At 62.6% G+C, this 16,509-nt stretch carries 13 protein-coding genes and 2 pseudogenes; 8 read left to right on the plus strand and 7 right to left on the minus strand.

Features of this window, described 5'->3' with window-relative positions:
- Positions 1-2 precede the first annotated feature (2 nt).
- Complete coding sequence (locus HX817_RS00100; protein WP_008437506.1) at positions 3-677, minus strand: heavy metal response regulator transcription factor; 675 nt, start codon at positions 675-677, stop codon at positions 3-5.
- A gap of 161 nt (positions 678-838) precedes the next feature.
- On the opposite strand from HX817_RS00100, the gene HX817_RS00105 reads away from it, so the two are divergent.
- Genes HX817_RS00105 through HX817_RS00115 form a run of 3 tightly spaced genes read left to right on the plus strand, consistent with a single transcriptional unit; the run spans position 839 to position 6,373 of the window.
- Positions 839-2,062 carry a TolC family protein gene (locus HX817_RS00105; protein WP_177039575.1) on the plus strand — a complete coding sequence of 408 codons (1,224 nt, stop codon included), beginning with the start codon at positions 839-841 and terminating at the stop codon, positions 2,060-2,062.
- 18 nt (positions 2,063-2,080) lie between these two features.
- Complete coding sequence (locus HX817_RS00110; protein WP_177039576.1) at positions 2,081-3,193, plus strand: efflux RND transporter periplasmic adaptor subunit; 1,113 nt, start codon at positions 2,081-2,083, stop codon at positions 3,191-3,193.
- Positions 3,194-3,211: 18 nt separating this feature from the next.
- Positions 3,212-6,373 (plus strand): CusA/CzcA family heavy metal efflux RND transporter, encoded by a 3,162-nt coding sequence (locus HX817_RS00115; RefSeq protein WP_177039577.1) that lies wholly within the window; start codon positions 3,212-3,214, stop codon positions 6,371-6,373.
- Between the two features lie 37 nt (positions 6,374-6,410).
- On the opposite strand, the gene HX817_RS00120 is transcribed toward HX817_RS00115, so the two are convergent.
- The 4 genes from HX817_RS00120 to HX817_RS00135 all read right to left on the minus strand — a co-directional run bounded on the left by HX817_RS00120 (position 6,411) and on the right by HX817_RS00135 (position 10,379).
- Positions 6,411-7,814, minus strand: coding sequence for a heavy metal sensor histidine kinase (locus tag HX817_RS00120; RefSeq protein WP_177039578.1), 1,404 nt, complete (start codon positions 7,812-7,814; stop codon positions 6,411-6,413).
- Positions 7,811-8,485 (minus strand): heavy metal response regulator transcription factor, encoded by a 675-nt coding sequence (locus HX817_RS00125; RefSeq protein WP_003214417.1) that lies wholly within the window; start codon positions 8,483-8,485, stop codon positions 7,811-7,813. Before HX817_RS00125 ends, HX817_RS00120 begins: the two co-directional genes overlap by 4 nt.
- 219 nt (positions 8,486-8,704) lie before the next feature.
- Positions 8,705-8,890, minus strand: a complete 186-nt coding sequence (locus HX817_RS00130) for a hypothetical protein (protein WP_177039579.1) — start codon at positions 8,888-8,890, stop codon at positions 8,705-8,707.
- 160 nt (positions 8,891-9,050) lie between these two features.
- Positions 9,051-10,379 carry an OprD family porin gene (locus HX817_RS00135; protein WP_177039580.1) on the minus strand — a complete coding sequence of 443 codons (1,329 nt, stop codon included), beginning with the start codon at positions 10,377-10,379 and terminating at the stop codon, positions 9,051-9,053.
- A gap of 238 nt (positions 10,380-10,617) precedes the next feature.
- Here HX817_RS00135 and HX817_RS00140 point away from each other — a divergent pair, with 238 nt between their 5' ends.
- The 4 genes and pseudogenes from HX817_RS00140 to HX817_RS00150 all read left to right on the plus strand — a co-directional run bounded on the left by HX817_RS00140 (position 10,618) and on the right by HX817_RS00150 (position 13,002).
- Positions 10,618-10,950 carry a DUF2790 domain-containing protein gene (locus HX817_RS00140; protein WP_177039581.1) on the plus strand — a complete coding sequence of 111 codons (333 nt, stop codon included), beginning with the start codon at positions 10,618-10,620 and terminating at the stop codon, positions 10,948-10,950.
- Between the two features lie 199 nt (positions 10,951-11,149).
- A pseudogene (locus tag HX817_RS31515) lies at positions 11,150-11,833 on the plus strand (PAS domain-containing protein); the annotation flags it as partial.
- Positions 11,834-11,944: 111 nt separating this feature from the next.
- A pseudogene (locus tag HX817_RS31520) lies at positions 11,945-12,373 on the plus strand (methyl-accepting chemotaxis protein); the annotation flags it as partial.
- 53 nt (positions 12,374-12,426) lie between these two features.
- Positions 12,427-13,002, plus strand: coding sequence for a flavin reductase family protein (locus HX817_RS00150; RefSeq protein WP_003214424.1), 576 nt, complete (start codon positions 12,427-12,429; stop codon positions 13,000-13,002).
- Positions 13,003-13,166: 164 nt separating this feature from the next.
- Here the strand turns inward: HX817_RS00150 and HX817_RS00155 are convergent, their stop codons facing one another.
- Positions 13,167-14,051, minus strand: coding sequence for a LysR family transcriptional regulator (locus HX817_RS00155; RefSeq protein WP_102368105.1), 885 nt, complete (start codon positions 14,049-14,051; stop codon positions 13,167-13,169).
- A gap of 121 nt (positions 14,052-14,172) precedes the next feature.
- On the opposite strand from HX817_RS00155, the gene HX817_RS00160 reads away from it, so the two are divergent.
- Positions 14,173-15,543, plus strand: a complete 1,371-nt coding sequence (locus HX817_RS00160) for an MFS transporter (RefSeq protein WP_218182547.1) — start codon at positions 14,173-14,175, stop codon at positions 15,541-15,543.
- A gap of 121 nt (positions 15,544-15,664) precedes the next feature.
- Here the strand turns inward: HX817_RS00160 and HX817_RS00165 are convergent, their stop codons facing one another.
- Entirely contained in the window at positions 15,665-16,465 is an 801-nt protein-coding gene (locus HX817_RS00165) for an AraC family transcriptional regulator (protein WP_003214430.1), read from the minus strand.
- Between the last annotated feature and the right edge of the window lie 44 nt (positions 16,466-16,509).

Raw genomic sequence — 16,509 nt, forward strand, 5'->3', positions numbered from 1 at the left:
CGTCACTCACGGTCTTCCAGCACATAACCCACGCCGCGCAAGGTATGGATCAACTTGCGCTCGAACGGGTCATCGATCTTCGCCCGCAGGCGGCGGATCGACACTTCCACCACATTGGTGTCGCAATCAAAGTTCATGTCCCACACGAACGAGATAATTTGCGTGCGCGACAGCACCACGCCGCTCTGGCGCATCAGCAGGTGCAGCAGGGCGAACTCCTTGGTGGTCAGGTCGATGCGCTGCAAACCGCGAAACGCCCGGTGGCGGCCCTGATCCAATTCCAGGTCGGCCACCCGCAACACATCCGGCACCGGCGAATGCACGCTGCGGCGCATCAAGGTGCGCACCCGCGCGAGTAATTCGGGGAACTCAAACGGCTTGACCAGGTAATCATCGGCGCCCAGGTCCAGGCCCTTGATCCGGTCGGCGAGGCGGCCCTGGGCGGTCAGCATCATGATGCGGGTGCTGCTGTTCTGGCGGATGCGTTGCAGCACGTCCCAGCCATCCATCAACGGCAAATTCACGTCGAGCATCACCAGGTCGTAGGCGTGCTGGCGAGACAAATGCAGGCCGTCGGCGCCAGTGGCGGCACAGTCGACGATATAGCCACTTTCGCTCAATCCCTGATGGAGATAATCGGCGGTTTTAGGTTCGTCTTCGATGACCAGAATACGCATGTCGAGGATCCCGCTGGGCAGTGGAAAAGATGCCCGGAGCTTAAAGCAAAAGCCCGCGCCAGAGCCGTTGCTAACGGATTTGTAATGTTCTGGCCACTCCTCTGATAAGTACCGAAAGTTACATTGCCCACCTGTTAATTCATGGGCATGGAACTCTTGTTATGCCAACTTTTGTCCGCACGTTTATCGGCGCTTCGGTGCTGTTGCTGATGACGGTCCAGGGCGCAAACGCGCAAACCCTGACCCTCGAATCGGCCCTGCAAACCGCCTTCGCCAACAACCCCGACATGGCCGCTGCGCAGTGGGAAATCGACATCGCCCAAGGCGGTCGCCAGCAGGCCGGTTTGATCCCGAATCCGGTGGCCTCCTGGGATGCCGAAGACACCCGCCGCAACTCGCGCACCACCACCGTGAAACTGAGCCAAACCCTGGAACTGGGTGGCAAGCGCGGCGCCCGGATTGATGTCGCCACCCGTGCCCAGGAGGCGGCCGCACTCACCCTGGAACAGCGCCGCAACGGTCTGCGAGCGGAGGTCATCGACGGTTACTACGGTGCACTTCGCGCCCAGGAACGCCTCGACCTGGCCCAGCGCTCATTGGCATTGGCCGAGCGCGGCCTGGTGGTGGCCAATGGTCGCGTCACCGCCGGCAAAACGTCCCCGGTGGAAGCCACCCGCGCCCAGGTGCAACTCTCGGAAATCCGCCTGGAATTCAACCGCGCGCAGATGGGCCTGAGCGATGCCTACCGGCGCCTCGCGGCCAGTACTGGCGCGGCCAGCACCGATTTCCAGGCCGTCGCCACCCAAGCCCAGGCCGCCCCGGCATTACCGTCGCCCGCGGAGCTGCTGGCGCGCCTGGAACAGACCGCCGAACTGCGCCTGGCCGAGCTGCAAATCGTCCAGGGCGAAGCGGCCCTGGGCCTGGAAAAAGCCCAGCGCATTCCCGACCTCGACGTGTCCATCGGCAGCCAATACGACGCCAGCGTGCGCGAGCGGGTCAACGTGGTGGGCGTGTCGATGCCGATCCCGCTGTTCAACCGCAACCAGGGCAACGTGCTCGCCGCGAGTCGCCGCGCCGACCAGGCCCGCGACCTGCGCAACGCCGCCGAACTGCGCCTGCGCACCGAAACCCGCCAGGCCCTGGACCTTTGGCAAACCGCGAATACCGAAGTGCGCTCGTTCAACCAACAGATCCTGCCCGCCGCCCAAAGCGCGGTGGACAGCGCCACCCGCGGTTTCGAGATGGGCAAGTTCAACTTCCTCGACGTACTCGACGCCCAGCGCACCTTGATTGCGGCCCGCACCCAATACCTCGCGGCGACCGCCCAGGCCACCGAAGCCTGGGTGCGCATCGAACGGATTTACGGCGACCTCGCCCGGTTTTGATTTTTTCAGGAGCGTTCCATGAACAACAAACACAGGATGGCGCTGGCCGTTGCGCTGATGCTGGCGTGGCCGGCCATCAGCGGTGCGGCAGAGGCGGAAGAGGAAGGCAAGATCGAGCTGACCGAACAGCAGGTCCAGGCCGCCGGTATTCAACTGGCCCCGGCGCAATCCCGGCAGATCAGCACTGTGCTTTCGCTGCCGGGCGAGGTGCGTTTCGACGAAGACCGCACCTCCCACATCGTGCCGCGTGCTGCCGGCGTGGTGGAGTCGGTGCAGGTCAACCTCGGCCAATCGGTGAAGAAGGGCGAGCTGCTGGCAGTGATCGCCAGCCAGCAGATTTCCGATCAGCGCAGTGAACTGGCGGCCAGTGAGCGCCGGGTGGTACTGGCCCGCACCACCTTCCAGCGCGAGCGCCAGCTGTGGCAGGACAGGATCTCCGCCGAACAGGATTACCTGCTGGCGCGCCAGGCGCTGCAAGAGGCCGAAATCGCCCTGAACAATGCCCGGCAAAAGATGAACGCCCTGAGCGGCAGCGCCGTATTGGTCGGCGGCAATCGCTACGAACTGCGGGCGCCGTTTGACGGCGTAGTAGTGGAAAAACACCTGGGTGTCGGCGAGGTGGTGAGCGAGACCAGCAACGCCTTCACCCTGTCGGACCTGTCCCTGGTGTGGGTCACCTTCGGCGTGTTCCCCAAGGATTTGAACAAGGTCCGGGTCGGCAAGCCGGTGAAGGTCACCTCCTCGGAAATGGGCACCGAAGTGCTCGGCACCGTTGCCTATGTCGGCAACTTGCTGGGGGAGCAGACCCGCACGGCCACCGTGCGCGTCACGGTGCCGAACCCCGACGCTTCGTGGCGTCCAGGGCTGTTCGTTTCCGTGCAGGTCGCCACCGACACCTACCCGGCCAAGGTCACCGTCCCCCAGGAGGCGATCCAGACCGTCGAGGACAAACCCTCGGTGTTCGTGCGCACCAGCGACGGCTTCATGACCCGGCATATCGAACTGGGCGTCAGCGAAAACGGTTTCGTCGAAGTGCGCCAGGGCCTCGACGCCGGCGCGCAGGTGGCCACCGTCGGCAGCTTCATCCTCAAGTCCGAGTTGGGCAAGGCCTCGGCCGAGCACGCCCATTGATCCTGCGAGTGATTTCCCATGTTTGAGCGCCTTATCCAATTCGCCATCGAGCAGCGCATCATCGTGCTGCTGGCGGTGCTGTTGATGGCCGGTGTCGGTATCGCCAGCTATCAGAAATTGCCCATCGACGCCGTGCCGGATATCACCAACGTCCAGGTGCAGATCAACTCGGCGGCGGCGGGTTTTTCGCCGCTGGAAACCGAGCAGCGCATCACCTTTCCCATCGAGACCGCCATGGCCGGGCTGCCGGGCTTGCAGCAGACCCGCTCGCTGTCGCGCTCGGGCTTGTCCCAGGTCACGGTGATTTTCAAGGACGGCACCGACCTGTTCTTCGCCCGCCAGCTGGTCAACGAACGCTTGCAGGTGGCTCGCGAGCAACTGCCCGATGGCATCGAAAGCATGATGGGGCCGATCTCCACCGGGCTCGGGGAAATCTTCCTGTGGACCGTGGAGGCGAAAGACGGCGCGCGCAAGGAGGACGGCTCAGCCTATACGCCGACCGACCTGCGGGTGATCCAGGACTGGATCATCAAGCCGCAACTGCGCAACGTGCCGGGGGTGGCCGAGATCAACACCATCGGCGGCTTTGCCAAGGAATACCAGATCGCCCCGGACCCCAAGCGCCTGGCGGCCTACAACCTGACCTTGGGCGACCTGGTCACGGCGCTGGAGCGCAACAACGCCAACGTCGGCGCCGGCTACATCGAGCGCAGTGGCGAGCAATTGCTGATCCGTGCGCCGGGGCAAGTCGCGTCCATCGACGACATTGCCAACATCGTCATCACCACTTCCGACGGTACGCCGATTCGGGTGCGCAACGTCGCCCAGGTCGACATTGGCCGCGAGCTGCGTACCGGTGCCGCCACGGAAAATGGCCGCGAAGTGGTGCTGGGCACGGTGTTCATGTTGATCGGCGAAAACAGCCGCACGGTGTCCCAGGCGGTCGCGAAAAAACTCGAAGAGATCAACCGTTCGCTGCCTGAAGGTGTGGTGGCCGTCACCGTCTACGACCGCACCAACCTGGTGGAAAAAGCCATCAGTACCGTGAAGAAAAACCTCTTCGAAGGGGCGCTGCTGGTGGTGGCGGTGCTGTTCCTGTTCCTCGGCAATATCCGCGCTGCGCTGATCACCGCGATGGTGATTCCCCTGGCCATGTTGTTCACCTTTACCGGGATGTTTACCAACAAGGTCAGCGCCAACCTGATGAGCCTCGGCGCGCTGGATTTCGGGATTATCGTGGATGGCGCGGTGGTGATCGTCGAAAACGCCATCCGCCGCCTGGCCCACGCCCAGCAGCGCCACGGGCGATTGCTGACCCGCAGCGAGCGCCTGCATGAAGTGTTCGCTGCGGCCAAGGAAGCGCGGCGCGCGCTGATCTTCGGGCAACTGATCATCATAGTGGTGTACCTGCCGATCTTCGCCCTCACCGGGGTCGCCGGGAAGATGTTCCACCCGATGGCGTTCACCGTGGTGATCGCGCTGCTGGGGGCAATGATTCTGTCCGTGACCTTCGTGCCGGCGGCCATTGCGCTGTTCGTCACCGGCAAGGTCAAGGAAGAGGAAAACCTGGTGATGCGCAGCGCACGCCGTGTCTACGCGCCGGTGCTGGATTGGGTGATGGCGCGCCGGCCGCTGGTGTTCGGCCTGGCGGTGCTGGCCATCGTTGCGTCGGGCCTGGTGGCCAGTCGCATGGGCAGCGAATTTATCCCCAGCCTCAGCGAGGGTGATTTCGCCCAACAAGCGTTGCGGGTGCCGGGCACCAGCCTGACGCAGTCGGTACAGATGCAGCAGCAACTGGAAAAGACCTTGATGGCCGAGGTGCCGGAAATCGAGCGGGTATTCGCCCGCACCGGCACCGCGGAAATCGCCTCCGACCCGATGCCGCCGAACATCTCCGACAGCTACGTGATGCTCAAGCCCAAGGACCAGTGGCCCGACCCGAAGAAGTCCCGCGAGGCAATCATCGCCGACATCCAGCGCGCCAGTGCGATTGTGCCGGGCAGCGTGTATGAACTGTCGCAACCGATCCAGCTGCGCTTCAACGAACTGATTTCCGGCGTGCGCAGTGACGTGGCGGTGAAGGTGTTTGGTGACGACATGGCGGTGCTCAACAAGACCGCCGGGGAAATCGCCGAGACCTTGCAAACCCTCAAGGGCGCCTCGGAAGTGAAGGTGGAACAGACCTCCGGCCTGCCGGTGCTGACCATCAATATCGACCGCGACAAGGCCGCGCGTTTCGGCCTGAACGTGGGCGATGTGCAAGACACGATCGCCGTTGCCGTGGGTGGGCGCCAGGCCGGGACGATGTACGAAGGCGACCGGCGTTTTGACATGGTCGTGCGTTTGTCGGACGCGCTGCGCACCGATATCGAAGGCCTGTCGCGGCTGTTGATTCCGATCCCGGCGCTGGCGAATAACGCGGCGGGGCAGTTGGGTTTTATCGCGCTGTCGGAAGTCGCCAGCCTGGACCTGGTGCTCGGCCCCAACCAGATCAGCCGTGAAAACGGCAAGCGCCTGGTGATCGTCAGCGCCAACGTGCGTGGGCGGGATATCGGCTCGTTTGTCGAGGAAGCCGGGACGGCCATCGACACTCAGGTGAAAATCCCCGCGGGCTACTGGACCACCTGGGGCGGCCAGTTCGAGCAGTTGAAGGAAGCTTCCGAGCGCTTGCGCATCGTGGTGCCGGTGGCGCTGCTGCTGGTGTTCGGGTTGCTGTTCATGATGTTCAACAACCTCAAGGACGGGCTGCTGGTGTTCACCGGGATTCCCTTCGCGTTGACCGGCGGGATCATGGCGCTGTGGCTGCGGGACATTCCGTTGTCGATCTCGGCGGGCGTGGGTTTTATCGCGCTGTCGGGGGTGGCGGTGCTGAACGGGTTGGTGATGATTGCGTTCATTCGCAACCTGCGGGAAGAGGGGCGCTCATTGTCGGTGGCCATCAACGAAGGCGCCCTGACGCGCTTGCGCCCGGTGTTGATGACGGCGTTGGTGGCGTCGCTGGGGTTTATCCCCATGGCCCTGGCCACCGGCACCGGCGCCGAAGTGCAGCGCCCGTTGGCGACGGTGGTGATTGGCGGGATTATCTCGTCGACGCTGCTGACCCTGCTGGTATTGCCGGCGCTGTATCACTGGGCGCACCGGCGTGAAGAACAGGAAGACCGCCCGATGCCTGGCCAATAACCTGTGGTGAGGGAGCAAGCTCCCTCACCACAATGGTTTATTGGCAGATAGCGTTGGTATGAAGGGGAAACACCAACCGAAACACAGTGAAATCTCCGGGCTCGCTGCTGACTTCTGCCAGGCCTTGATGCAGGGTCATGATTGACCGCACGATGGCCAGCCCCAGCCCGGTCCCCCCTTCGGAGCGGGCGCGGCTGCTGTCGACGCGGTAGAAACGCTCGAACAGGTTCGGCAGGTGGTGCGCTTCAATCCCCGGACCCGGGTTGCCCACCGAGAGCGACACCTGCTGCCCGTGGGTTTCCACCTGCAACGACACCGTGGAAGCGTGTGGCGTATGACGGATGGCATTGGACAACAAGTTGGAAATCGCCCGCTGAATCATCAGGCGATCGCCATGCACCGAGGCATCACCGTGAAGGCTCAGGCTCAGTTGCTTGTCTTCGGCACTCAACGCAAACAGTTCCATCACCCGGCGCGCTTCATCGGCCAGGGACACGGGTGCAAACGAAACCCGCGCCGCCGGGTGGCTGACCTGTGCCAGGAACAGCATGTCGGAAACGATCCGCGCCAGCCGCTCCATTTCTTCGGTGCTGGATTCCAGCACCGCCTTGTACTCCTCGGGCGGGCGCTCTCGGGACAACGTCACCTGGGCCTTGCCCATCAAGTTGGTCAGTGGCGCGCGCAGTTCATGGGCCAGGTCATCGGAGAACTGCGACAGCTGCTGCACACCGCCATCCAGGCGTTGCAGCATGAAATTGATGCCCTGCGCCAACTCGCCCAACTCGTTGGGCAAGTTATCCACAGCCAGGCGGTGGGTCAGATCCTGTGTGGTGACCTTGGCCGCGACGCGGCTGAACTGTTGCAGCGGTGCGAGCCCGCGTTGCACCACCCACCACGCGCCGATGCCGATCAGCAGCAACAGCAGCGGCAGGGCGATCACCGTGGAACGCAGGTAAGCACTGAGCAATGCCTGATCGTCCCTGCGGTCCAGGGACAGCAGCACCCGCACGCGTTCGCCGCTGGACAGGCGCATCAGGCTGGAGGCGCTGAGCACCTGGTTGCCGTTGCTGTCGTCCCAGTTCAGGTAACCGAGGGTCTGGCGTGGTGCGAAGTCGGTCAGCAACGGTTCCTGTGGCTTGGCACCGACGCTCAGCAGCACCGCTTCATCGGGTGCGGTGCCGACGATGGTCAGGTAGAAATTGTCATGCCCCATCACCAGGTCCATCAGCGAATGCGGGCGGGCCTTTATGTCGCGGGTGTCCAGGCCGAGGGCGAGGCTGTGCTGGATCTGCTCCATCTTGCTTTCCAGGCCCTTGCGCGCCAGTTTCTCAAGCTCGTGGGTCAGCGCCAGGTAGGCCAGTGTCGCGAGCAGCACCACCAGGCCCGCGCCCATCAGGCTCACCGTCAGCCCGAGGCGCATCGACAGGCTGCTGGCTTTCATTGGCGGGCCTCCAGCACATAGCCCACGCCGCGAATGGTATGGATCAGCTTGACGTCACTCTGGTCATCGACCTTGGCCCGCAGGCGGCTGATGGAGACCTCCACCACGTTGGTGTCGCAGTCGAAATTCATGTCCCACACCAGGGAAATAATCTGCGTGCGGGTCAGCACTTCGCCGGACTGACGCATCAGCACATGCAGCAGCGCGAACTCCTTGGTGGTCAGGTCAATGCGCCGGGTGCCGCGATAGGCGCGGTGGCGGCGCGGGTCCAGTTCAAGGTCCGACACGCGGAAGACTTCCGGCACCGGTATGTGCTCGCTGCGGCGCAACAGCGTGCGCACCCGGGCCAGCAATTCGGGGAATTCGAAGGGTTTGACCAGGTAATCATCGGCGCCCATGTCCAGGCCCTTGATCTTGTCAGTCAGCCGGCCACGGGCTGTGAGCATCATCACCCGCTGGTTGCTGTCGCGGCGCAGTTGCTCAAGCACTTCCCAGCCGTCCTTGGCCGGCAGGTTTACATCGAGAATCACCAGTTCATAAGCGTGTTGCCCGGCCAGGTGCAGGCCGTCCACGCCGCTGGCGGCGCAGTCGACCACGTAACCGCTTTCGGTCAGGCCCTGCTGCAGGTAGGCGGCGGTTTTTTGCTCGTCCTCAACCACAAGGATACGCATGGGGGTTTACCTTTTACTGATAGAGAGAGACTGAAATTCGAATTTTCCGAAGCCTGAAGGCTGAAGTAGCTACAGGGTCAATCAGCCAGTTTGTGACTGGTTGTTGCGTTGCAGAACGGGCGGGCAAAAAAAACGCCCCATCCGGGGCGTTAAAAATTCATCTCTTTCCAAAGGAGCTACACAAAAGCTTCAGAGATGAATGTGCTCGGTGTGCGCCGTTCAGATCGACTGCTTCTGTGCGTCGGCGGGCGCGGTCTCGGCCACGGACTGTTCACCGTGGACCTGCTGCTGTTGCTGGCGGAACTCGGCGAGGAACTGCCGGGAACGGTCGGCGCCGTCGTCGGCGAATGCGAGGGTGGAAGTGGCGCCGAGAAAACTGATCAATAACAGGTGGGATGTCTTCATGACGTGTCTCCAAATAAGGCGTGTGCCGTTAGTTGTGGCCAGTATATGAAGCGCAACTTAACGAGAAGGTGAGGCGCATATTACAGTTCTGACAGGCTTCAATTTGTGAACAGATGTTAGTCAACGGCAAATGAATGTAAGCATTTGCCGTTGTATTCATTTACAGAATTGCCAATGGGTATTCGACAATCAACCGAACTTCTTCCAAGTCCGACTCAAAGGCACTTGAGCGAACGGTCGCCTGGCGCAAACGCAGCGACAGGTCTTTCAAGTTACCGCCCTGCACCACGTACTTCGCCTCGATATCCCGCTCCCAGCGGCGTTGATCGGTCAGCGGGTCGCCGGCCGCGTCACGGCGCATGTACACGCTGTTGGCGTTGCTGTAGTCGGCGCCGGTACCTTTGCCATAGCGGGTCATGAAGGTCAGGCCAGGAATGCCGAAGGCCTGCATGTCGAGGTTATAGGCGAGCATCCACGAGCGTTCCCTGGGCGAGTTGAAGTCGCTGTACTGGATCGAGTTGTTGAGGAAGATCGAGTCCGACATGCGCAGGTAGTCAAAGTCGTCATCGCCGTTGTTGCGCTGGTGCGACAGGGCCAGGCTGTGGGCGCCGACCTTGACCCCGAGCCTGGCGCTCCAGATGTTGTTATCGAACTCGCCAAGGCGTTTCTTGCCCTCGTCCACGGCCTTGTAGTAGTTGAAGTCGCCAAACAGCGACACGTCATCGTTCAGCGGGTAGCTGGCGGCGCTGCCGAAGTAGTACTGGTCCCAGGCATCCTTCAGGCGGCTGGTGTACAGGCTGACGCTGAGGTGTTTGTTCACCTGGTAGTCGCCGCCGGCATAGCCGATCCAGGGGGAATCCACCTTGCCCGCATAAAACGTCGCGAAGCCTTTATCCATGCCGCTCTGGGTGGGCTGGCTCATGCCGCTCAAGTGCCCGGCGTGCAAGCTCAAGCCGTCAATGCTGGTGTTTTGCGCGGTGACGCCACGGAAGCTTTCCGGCAACACCCGCGAGTCGCCGTAGGCCACCACCGGGGTCAGCGGGAACACGTCACCGGCCTTGATCACGGTATCCAGCAGGCGCACTTTTACCGCGCCGCCGAGCTTGCTGTAGCCGTCCTCGGGGTGGTTGTCGCTGTCTACCGGCAGTACGCCGAACGAGCCCTTGCCGCCGCTGCGACCGGTGCCGGAGTCGAGTTTCAGGCCATACATCGCAAACGCATCGAGGCCGAAACCCACCGGACCCTGAGTGAATCCGGATTCGAACTTGCCGATAAAACCCTCGGCCCAGGCTTCGGAATAGCCATTGCCGGTGGGGCTCGACTGGCCCTTGCGGTCATCGCGGTTGAAGTAGAAGTTGCGGGCCAGCACGTTCAAGGTGCTGCCTTCGATAAACCCTTCGGGTTTTTCTTCCACGGCCATGCCTGACAGCGGGGTGAGCCCCGCCAGGGCGGCAATCATGGAGAGTGAAAATGTGCGGTTAGTGCTCATGTAGCGCTCCTCGGTAGTGGCAGCTATCAGCTTCTTATCGATGGGGCATTCTTGTTGTGATGGCGCCCGGGCAGATAGTTGCAAACACGAGATAACGGCGAGGTGGCGCACAGATTACAATTTTGGAATTTCAATAAAACATAACGGATAAGTAATCTGTCGGTGAACTTTGCGACAGGCTTGGTTAGTTATTCTTGCTCTGAACTTTTAATTCAATAAGTCAGACGAGGACGCCCTCATGAATACCCTGAAAAACACTGTCGCTGCATTGGCCCTGATCGTTTCCGCCGGCGCGATGGCCGAAGGTGGAGGCGACCGCACCTTCGCCCAATTGATGCAAAACAATGAGCAAGCCATGGCCGCCTACGCCGCCAGAAAGGGCAAGCCTGCGCCCGAGGTGATGGTGTATCGCTACGGCATGAAGCTGGACATTGCCAAGGTGGTGAATGTCACGCCGCCGATCCGCTCGTGCAGCGCGGTGCCGTCACGCATGACCTACGAAGACTCCACCGGCAAGCTCAACACGCTCCACTACCAAGTGATGGGCATCTGCCGTAACAACGGCAGTTGAGGGGCTGAAAAAATATAGTTGGGCAATGGGCTAAAGCTCTCTTAAGAAAATGCCGGCAGCGCCGATGCAGGTCAGATCCCGCCCTCATTTGCCCACCGGTGCCTCCATGTTCAACACCCGTCTCAAGCAGGAGCTGTCTGCTCTTCGCGAAGAATTATCCAGTTTGCAGCAGGTCAAGGAGAGCCTGGAAAGCGAAATGATGGCCCTGACCCTGGATCCCGAAGGGCGCATCGAGTCCGTCAATGCCATCTTCCTTCAAGAGATGGCTTACCAGGCAAGCCAGCTGCAAGGCCGCCTGATCGAGGATCTGGTGCCGGCGCACGTCAAGCACGACACCTTTCAACTGCGCTTCACGAACGCCCTGGTGCGTGGCGAACACTTCGCCGGTTCCGTACGCCTGATGCGCGGCAACGGCAATGAGGCGTGGCTGCGCTCCATCGTGCAACCGGTGCGTGGCAGTGACGGGCGTATCAAGCATATTTCGATGTACTCCAGCGACCTGACCCGCACTATCGAGGCGTCCCGCGAGCACGAAAACCTGATCACCGCGCTGGTGCGCTCCACGGCAGTGATCGAGTTCGACCTCAACGGTAATGTACTGACGGCCAACGACCGTTTCCTCAACGGCATGGGTTACAGCCTGGCGCAGATCCAGGGCAAACATCACCGGATATTCTGTGAGCCGCAGGATGCCGGCAGCGTCGAGTACCAGCAGTTCTGGAAGCGCCTGAACGCCGGTGAATTCGTCGCGGGCCGCTTCAAGCGAGTGGACAGCCACGGGCGGGTGGTGTGGCTGGAGGCTTCGTATAACCCGGTGCTCGACGCCAACGAGCGGCTGTACAAAGTGGTCAAGTTCGCCACGGTGATCACCGACCAGGTCAACCAGGAACAGGCCGTGGCCGACGCGGCCAACATCGCCTACAGCACCTCGCTGCACACCGACAGCAGCGCCCAGCGCGGCACCACCGTGGTCACCCAGGCGGTGGAGGTGATGCGCGACCTGGCCAAGCACATGGAGCAGGCGGGTGAGGGCATTGAAGCGCTGAACGCCCAGTCCCAGGTGATTGGCAGCATCGTCAAGACCATCAGCGGCATCGCCGAGCAGACCAACCTGCTGGCGCTCAACGCCGCCATCGAAGCCGCCCGTGCCGGTGAGCAAGGCCGTGGTTTTGCGGTGGTGGCCGATGAGGTTCGGCAACTGGCGTCGCGTACCAGCAAGGCCACCGAGGAAATCGTCGGCGTGGTGCGCCAGAACCAGGACATGGCCCGCGATGCGGTGGCGTTGATGACCGATGGCCGCCTGCAGGCCGAGCAAGGGCTGGCCCTTGCGGCCGAGGCGGGCACGGTGATCGTCGAGATCCAGGACGGCGCCCAGAAGGTGGTCAGCGCCGTAGGGCAATTCGCCAATCAACTGAGCAGCTAGTCACCCGGGCTCATGCTTGAGGTATCGTAGGTTTTTTTCCGAGCCTTTCGTCCATGAGCCCTAACCATCGCCGTCCCGTCCCGCTGTCCAAGGCCTACCGCTTGCTCAACCACGGCCCGACCGTACTGGTCAGCGCCGCGCACAACGGCCAGCGCAACATCATGGCCGCGGCATGGGCGATGCCGCTGGATTTCGAGCCGCCCAAAGTCGCCGTCGTGCTGGATAAGGCCACCTGGACCCGGCAACTGCTCGAAGGCGCCGGCACTTTCGTGCTCAACGTACCGTGTGCGGCCCAGGCCGATATCGTGCAGACCGTGGGCAACACCACCGGCAGCGAGACCGACAAGTTCGCCGCATATGACTTGCAGACGTTCAGCGGCGAACACACCGAAGCGCCGATGCTTGAAGGCTGCGTGGCGTGGCTGGAATGCCGCTTGCTGCCGGAACCGCATAACCAGCAGACCTACGATCTGTTCCTCGCCGAAGTGGTGGCCGCCCAGGCTGATGAGCGCGTATTCAGCGACGGTCGCTGGCATTTCGAAGGGCAGGATGCGCTGCGTACCTTGCACCATGTGGCGGGCGGGCATTTCCTGACGATTGGTGAGCCGATTGATGGGCGACAGCTTTAAGCCCAGTGCCAATTCTTCCGGTACAGCCTGGTTTTGTGGCGAGGGAGCTTGCTCCCGCTGGAGCGCGAAGCGGTCCCATTGTTTCCTGCCAATACACTTGGTCGGTAGATATACGACTGCTGCGCAGCCGAGCGGGAGCAAGCTCCCTCGCCACAAAGGTTGTGTTACCACTGGGCTTTGCTGAGTGCCTCGGCAAACGCCATCAACTTCGGCGAGTACTGCCGCGATGGCGGATACACCAGCGATATCGCCCGACTGCGCCCGGCAAATTCCTCCAGCAAGGGCACAAGGCGCCCGGCCGCCAGATCTTCCCGCACCGCAAAGTCCATCACCTGGGCGATGCCGAATCCGCCCAGCGCGCCGTCCACCAGCGCATCGCCGATATCAAAGATCAACCGCCCCTCGACACTCACGTCCTGCACCCTGCCATCGAGCATGAACTGCCAGTCCACCAGCCGGCTGGTACGCAGGTTACGTACGGTCAGGCAATTGTGGTCCTGGAGTTCATCGACGGTCTGCGGCGTACCAAAACGCGCGAGATAAGCCGGGGCGGCGACGGTGACCCAGCGCAGCGGTGGCAGTGCCCGGGCGATCAGGCGTTGGTCCTGGATATCGCCGGTGCGCAGCAAGGCGTCAAAGCCTTCGTCGACGATGTCCACCAGGCGGTCGGTCATTACCGCTTCAATGCGCAGATCGGGGTATTGCAGGGTCAGCTCGCCGATCACCGGCATCACCACCTTGCGGCCAAACAACGAGGGCGTGCTGATCTTCAGCAAACCGGACGGTGAGGCACGGCGGTCGAGCATTTGCCGCTCGGCTTCGGCCAGTTCCGCCAGCAGCGGCGCGCTGCGTTCATACAGCATCTGCCCGTCGGGCGTGAGGCTGACGCTGCGGGTGTTGCGTTGCAGCAGGCGCACACCCAGCTGGTTTTCCAGTCGGGAAATGGCCCGGGACAAGCCCGATTGGGTCAGCCCCAGGTCTCCGGCGGCGCGAGTGAAACTGCGGGTTTCGGCGACGCGCACCAGCAGGCGAACAGCATTCAGATCCATGATTAAAGTCATTGCTGAAAGAGTGATAGGGGTATTTATCATCTGTTGGGCATGAAAGAAACTGGCGCCTCTCATTTTCAGGCAGGACGCTGTGATGTCTTCTTCTCGACCCTCTGGCTGGATGCTGTTGCTGCTGGCAACCGCGCAACTGATCATCGCCCTCGACGCGACCATTGTGTTTGTCGCGCTGCCGCAAATCGGCAGCCACCTGGGGTTTTCTGCCCAGCAATTGCAGTGGGTGGTCAGTGCCTACAGCGTGGCGTTTGGTGGCTTCCTGTTGCTGGGCGGTCGGGCGGCGGACCTGTTGGGCAAGCGGCGCTTGTACATGCTTGGCCAGTCGCTGTATGCGCTGTCTTCCCTGGCGGCGGTGCTCGGTGGCAGCGCCTTGCTGCTGGTGCTGGCGCGGGCGGTGCAGGGTGTGGGCGGGGCGCTGTTGTTCCCGGCCACGCTGGCGTTGATCAACACCCACTACGCCGAAGGGCCCGCGCGTCATCGGGCGTTTGCCGTGTGGAGCGCGGCGTCTGCGGCGGGCCTGGCATTGGGCGCGTTGCTCGGCGGCGTGCTGACCCAGGCCTGGGGCTGGGAAGCGGTGTTCCTGGTGAACGTGCCGTTGGCCGGCGCCTGCGCCCTGGCGGCGCGCTACTGGATTCCCGCCGATGGCGAACGGGCCCGCGGGCGCAACTTTGATATCAGCGGTGCGTTGACCGTGACGCTGGGCGGCACCTTGCTGGTGTTCTCCCTGGTGCAGGGGCCGGAGTGGGGCTGGGCGGCGCCGTCGACCCTGGGCTGCATGGTCCTGGCGCTGGTGCTGCTCGGGTTGTTTGGGTGGATCGAACACCGGGGCCGTGATCCGTTGATGCCGCTTCGCTTGTTGGGCTATCGCGAGTTGCGCATGGCCATGGTGTTGACGGCGGTGTTCATGAGCAGCTTTGGCGTGCAGTACTACTTTCTGGCGGTGTACTACCAGCAGGTCTACGGCTACAGCGTGTTGCAGGCGGGGTTGGCGTTTTTGCCGGCGACGCTGGTGTGCACCGCGGGTATCTGGCTGGCGGAGCGTTCATTGGCGCGGCTGGGGTTGCGCAACACCCTGGTCAGCGGCCAGTTGGCGGGCGCGGTGGGTATCGCTTTGGTATGTGTGGCGTTGCCGACGGGGGCGGGGTTCTGGTCGTTGCTGCCGGGGATTTTCATCCTGAGTATTGGCCAGGGCATGACCTGGACGGCGATGTGGGTGGCCGCCGGGCTGGGCATCCGGCCGGGCGAGCAGGGCGTGGCGGCAGGCATGGCGTCCACCAGCCAGCAGATTGGCGGTGCGTTGGGACTGGCGTTGCTGGTGTCGTTGGCGAACGCCGGTGGGTCGACGGGCGCGGCGCAGGCGGGCGGGATTGAGCTGGCGTTGTGGTGGAGCGCGGCGATTGCCCTGGCGGGTGCGGTGCTGGCGTTGGCCCTTAAAGAACGAGCTCCAGCGTCGAATACGATTTCGGCAGCGACATAGTTCAGCTGTAGGAGCTGGCTTGCCTGCGATGGCGGAGTGTCAGCCAACAATTTATTAACTGATCCACCGCTATCGCAGGCAAGCCAGCTCCTACAGGTTGATCGCGTTTCAAGGCGGGATTTCAGCGCCCGAGCATCTTCACCCAGCGCGACGGCGGCATGCCGAAAGTGCTGCGGAACTGGCGGGTCATGTGGCTCTGGTCGGTGAAGCCGGCGGTCAGTGCCGCATCCACCAGTGACTGGCCCTGGCCCAGCAGGCTGCGCACCAGGTCCAGGCGGCGCATGGTCAGGTAGCGATAGGGGCTGGTGCCGAACAACAAACGAAAATCCCGCGACAACGCCCAGCGGTCGCGGTTGGCGTATTCCGCCATTTCATCGAGGGTAATCGGCCGGCCCAGGGCACTGTGGATAAATTCCCGTGCGCGCTCGGCGGCCCGGTAGTCGAAGGTCTTGCGATTGACCGTGATGCCCGACGCGTTATTTAGCGCCTGGGCCAGGTCAAACATCGCGTCCTGTTCCTGCAGCGGGTCAATCGGGCAATCCAGGCTTTGCAGCAGCACTTCACTGGCGCGGTACAGCCACGGGTCGCTGGACAATCCGCCGGGGATGAACGGTAACGGCTTGCCGCCGAGCACCTGCTGGATCAGCGCCGGCTCCACGTAAATCATCCGGTATTTGAAACCTTCCTCGCTGCCGGCCCAGCCGTCATGCACTTCATCGGGATGGATCACCATGGTCCGCCCCGGCAGGCTGTGGGTCATGCCGCCGCGATAGTGAAAGCTCTGCACACCGAACAGGGTACGGCCGATGGCATAGGTGTCGTGGCGATGGGGGTCGAAGCCAAACCCGGCAAAATACGCCTCGATGCGCTCCAGGCCACTGGCGTGGGGCGCGCGGTGCAGCCAGTCGATATTGGTCGCCATGATGAGTTGTCGCGCAAAGAGATGGAAATACGGTAACCCAGTCT

Origin of the sequence: Pseudomonas sp. C6002 (genome assembly GCF_013385805.1) — a bacterium.
GTDB lineage: Bacteria > Pseudomonadota > Gammaproteobacteria > Pseudomonadales > Pseudomonadaceae > Aquipseudomonas.

Coding starts and splice junctions, on each gene's coding strand:
- HX817_RS00120 (WP_177039578.1), bottom strand. CDS start 7,814: ATGAAAGCCAGCAGCCTGTCGATGCGCCTCGGGCTGACGGTGAGCCTG.
- HX817_RS00150 (WP_003214424.1), top strand. CDS start 12,427: ATGAGCCCTAACCATCGCCGTCCCGTCCCGCTGTCCAAGGCCTACCGC.
- HX817_RS00135 (WP_177039580.1), bottom strand. CDS start 10,379: ATGAGCACTAACCGCACATTTTCACTCTCCATGATTGCCGCCCTGGCG.
- HX817_RS00165 (WP_003214430.1), bottom strand. CDS start 16,465: ATGGCGACCAATATCGACTGGCTGCACCGCGCGCCCCACGCCAGTGGC.
- HX817_RS00160 (WP_218182547.1), top strand. CDS start 14,173: ATGCTGTTGCTGCTGGCAACCGCGCAACTGATCATCGCCCTCGACGCG.
- HX817_RS00115 (WP_177039577.1), top strand. CDS start 3,212: ATGTTTGAGCGCCTTATCCAATTCGCCATCGAGCAGCGCATCATCGTG.
- HX817_RS00155 (WP_102368105.1), bottom strand. CDS start 14,051: ATGGATCTGAATGCTGTTCGCCTGCTGGTGCGCGTCGCCGAAACCCGC.
- HX817_RS00140 (WP_177039581.1), top strand. CDS start 10,618: ATGAATACCCTGAAAAACACTGTCGCTGCATTGGCCCTGATCGTTTCC.
- HX817_RS00110 (WP_177039576.1), top strand. CDS start 2,081: ATGAACAACAAACACAGGATGGCGCTGGCCGTTGCGCTGATGCTGGCG.
- HX817_RS00105 (WP_177039575.1), top strand. CDS start 839: ATGCCAACTTTTGTCCGCACGTTTATCGGCGCTTCGGTGCTGTTGCTG.
- HX817_RS00100 (WP_008437506.1), bottom strand. CDS start 677: ATGCGTATTCTGGTCATCGAAGACGAACCTAAAACCGCCGATTATCTC.
- HX817_RS00130 (WP_177039579.1), bottom strand. CDS start 8,890: ATGAAGACATCCCACCTGTTATTGATCAGTTTTCTCGGCGCCACTTCC.
- HX817_RS00125 (WP_003214417.1), bottom strand. CDS start 8,485: ATGCGTATCCTTGTGGTTGAGGACGAGCAAAAAACCGCCGCCTACCTG.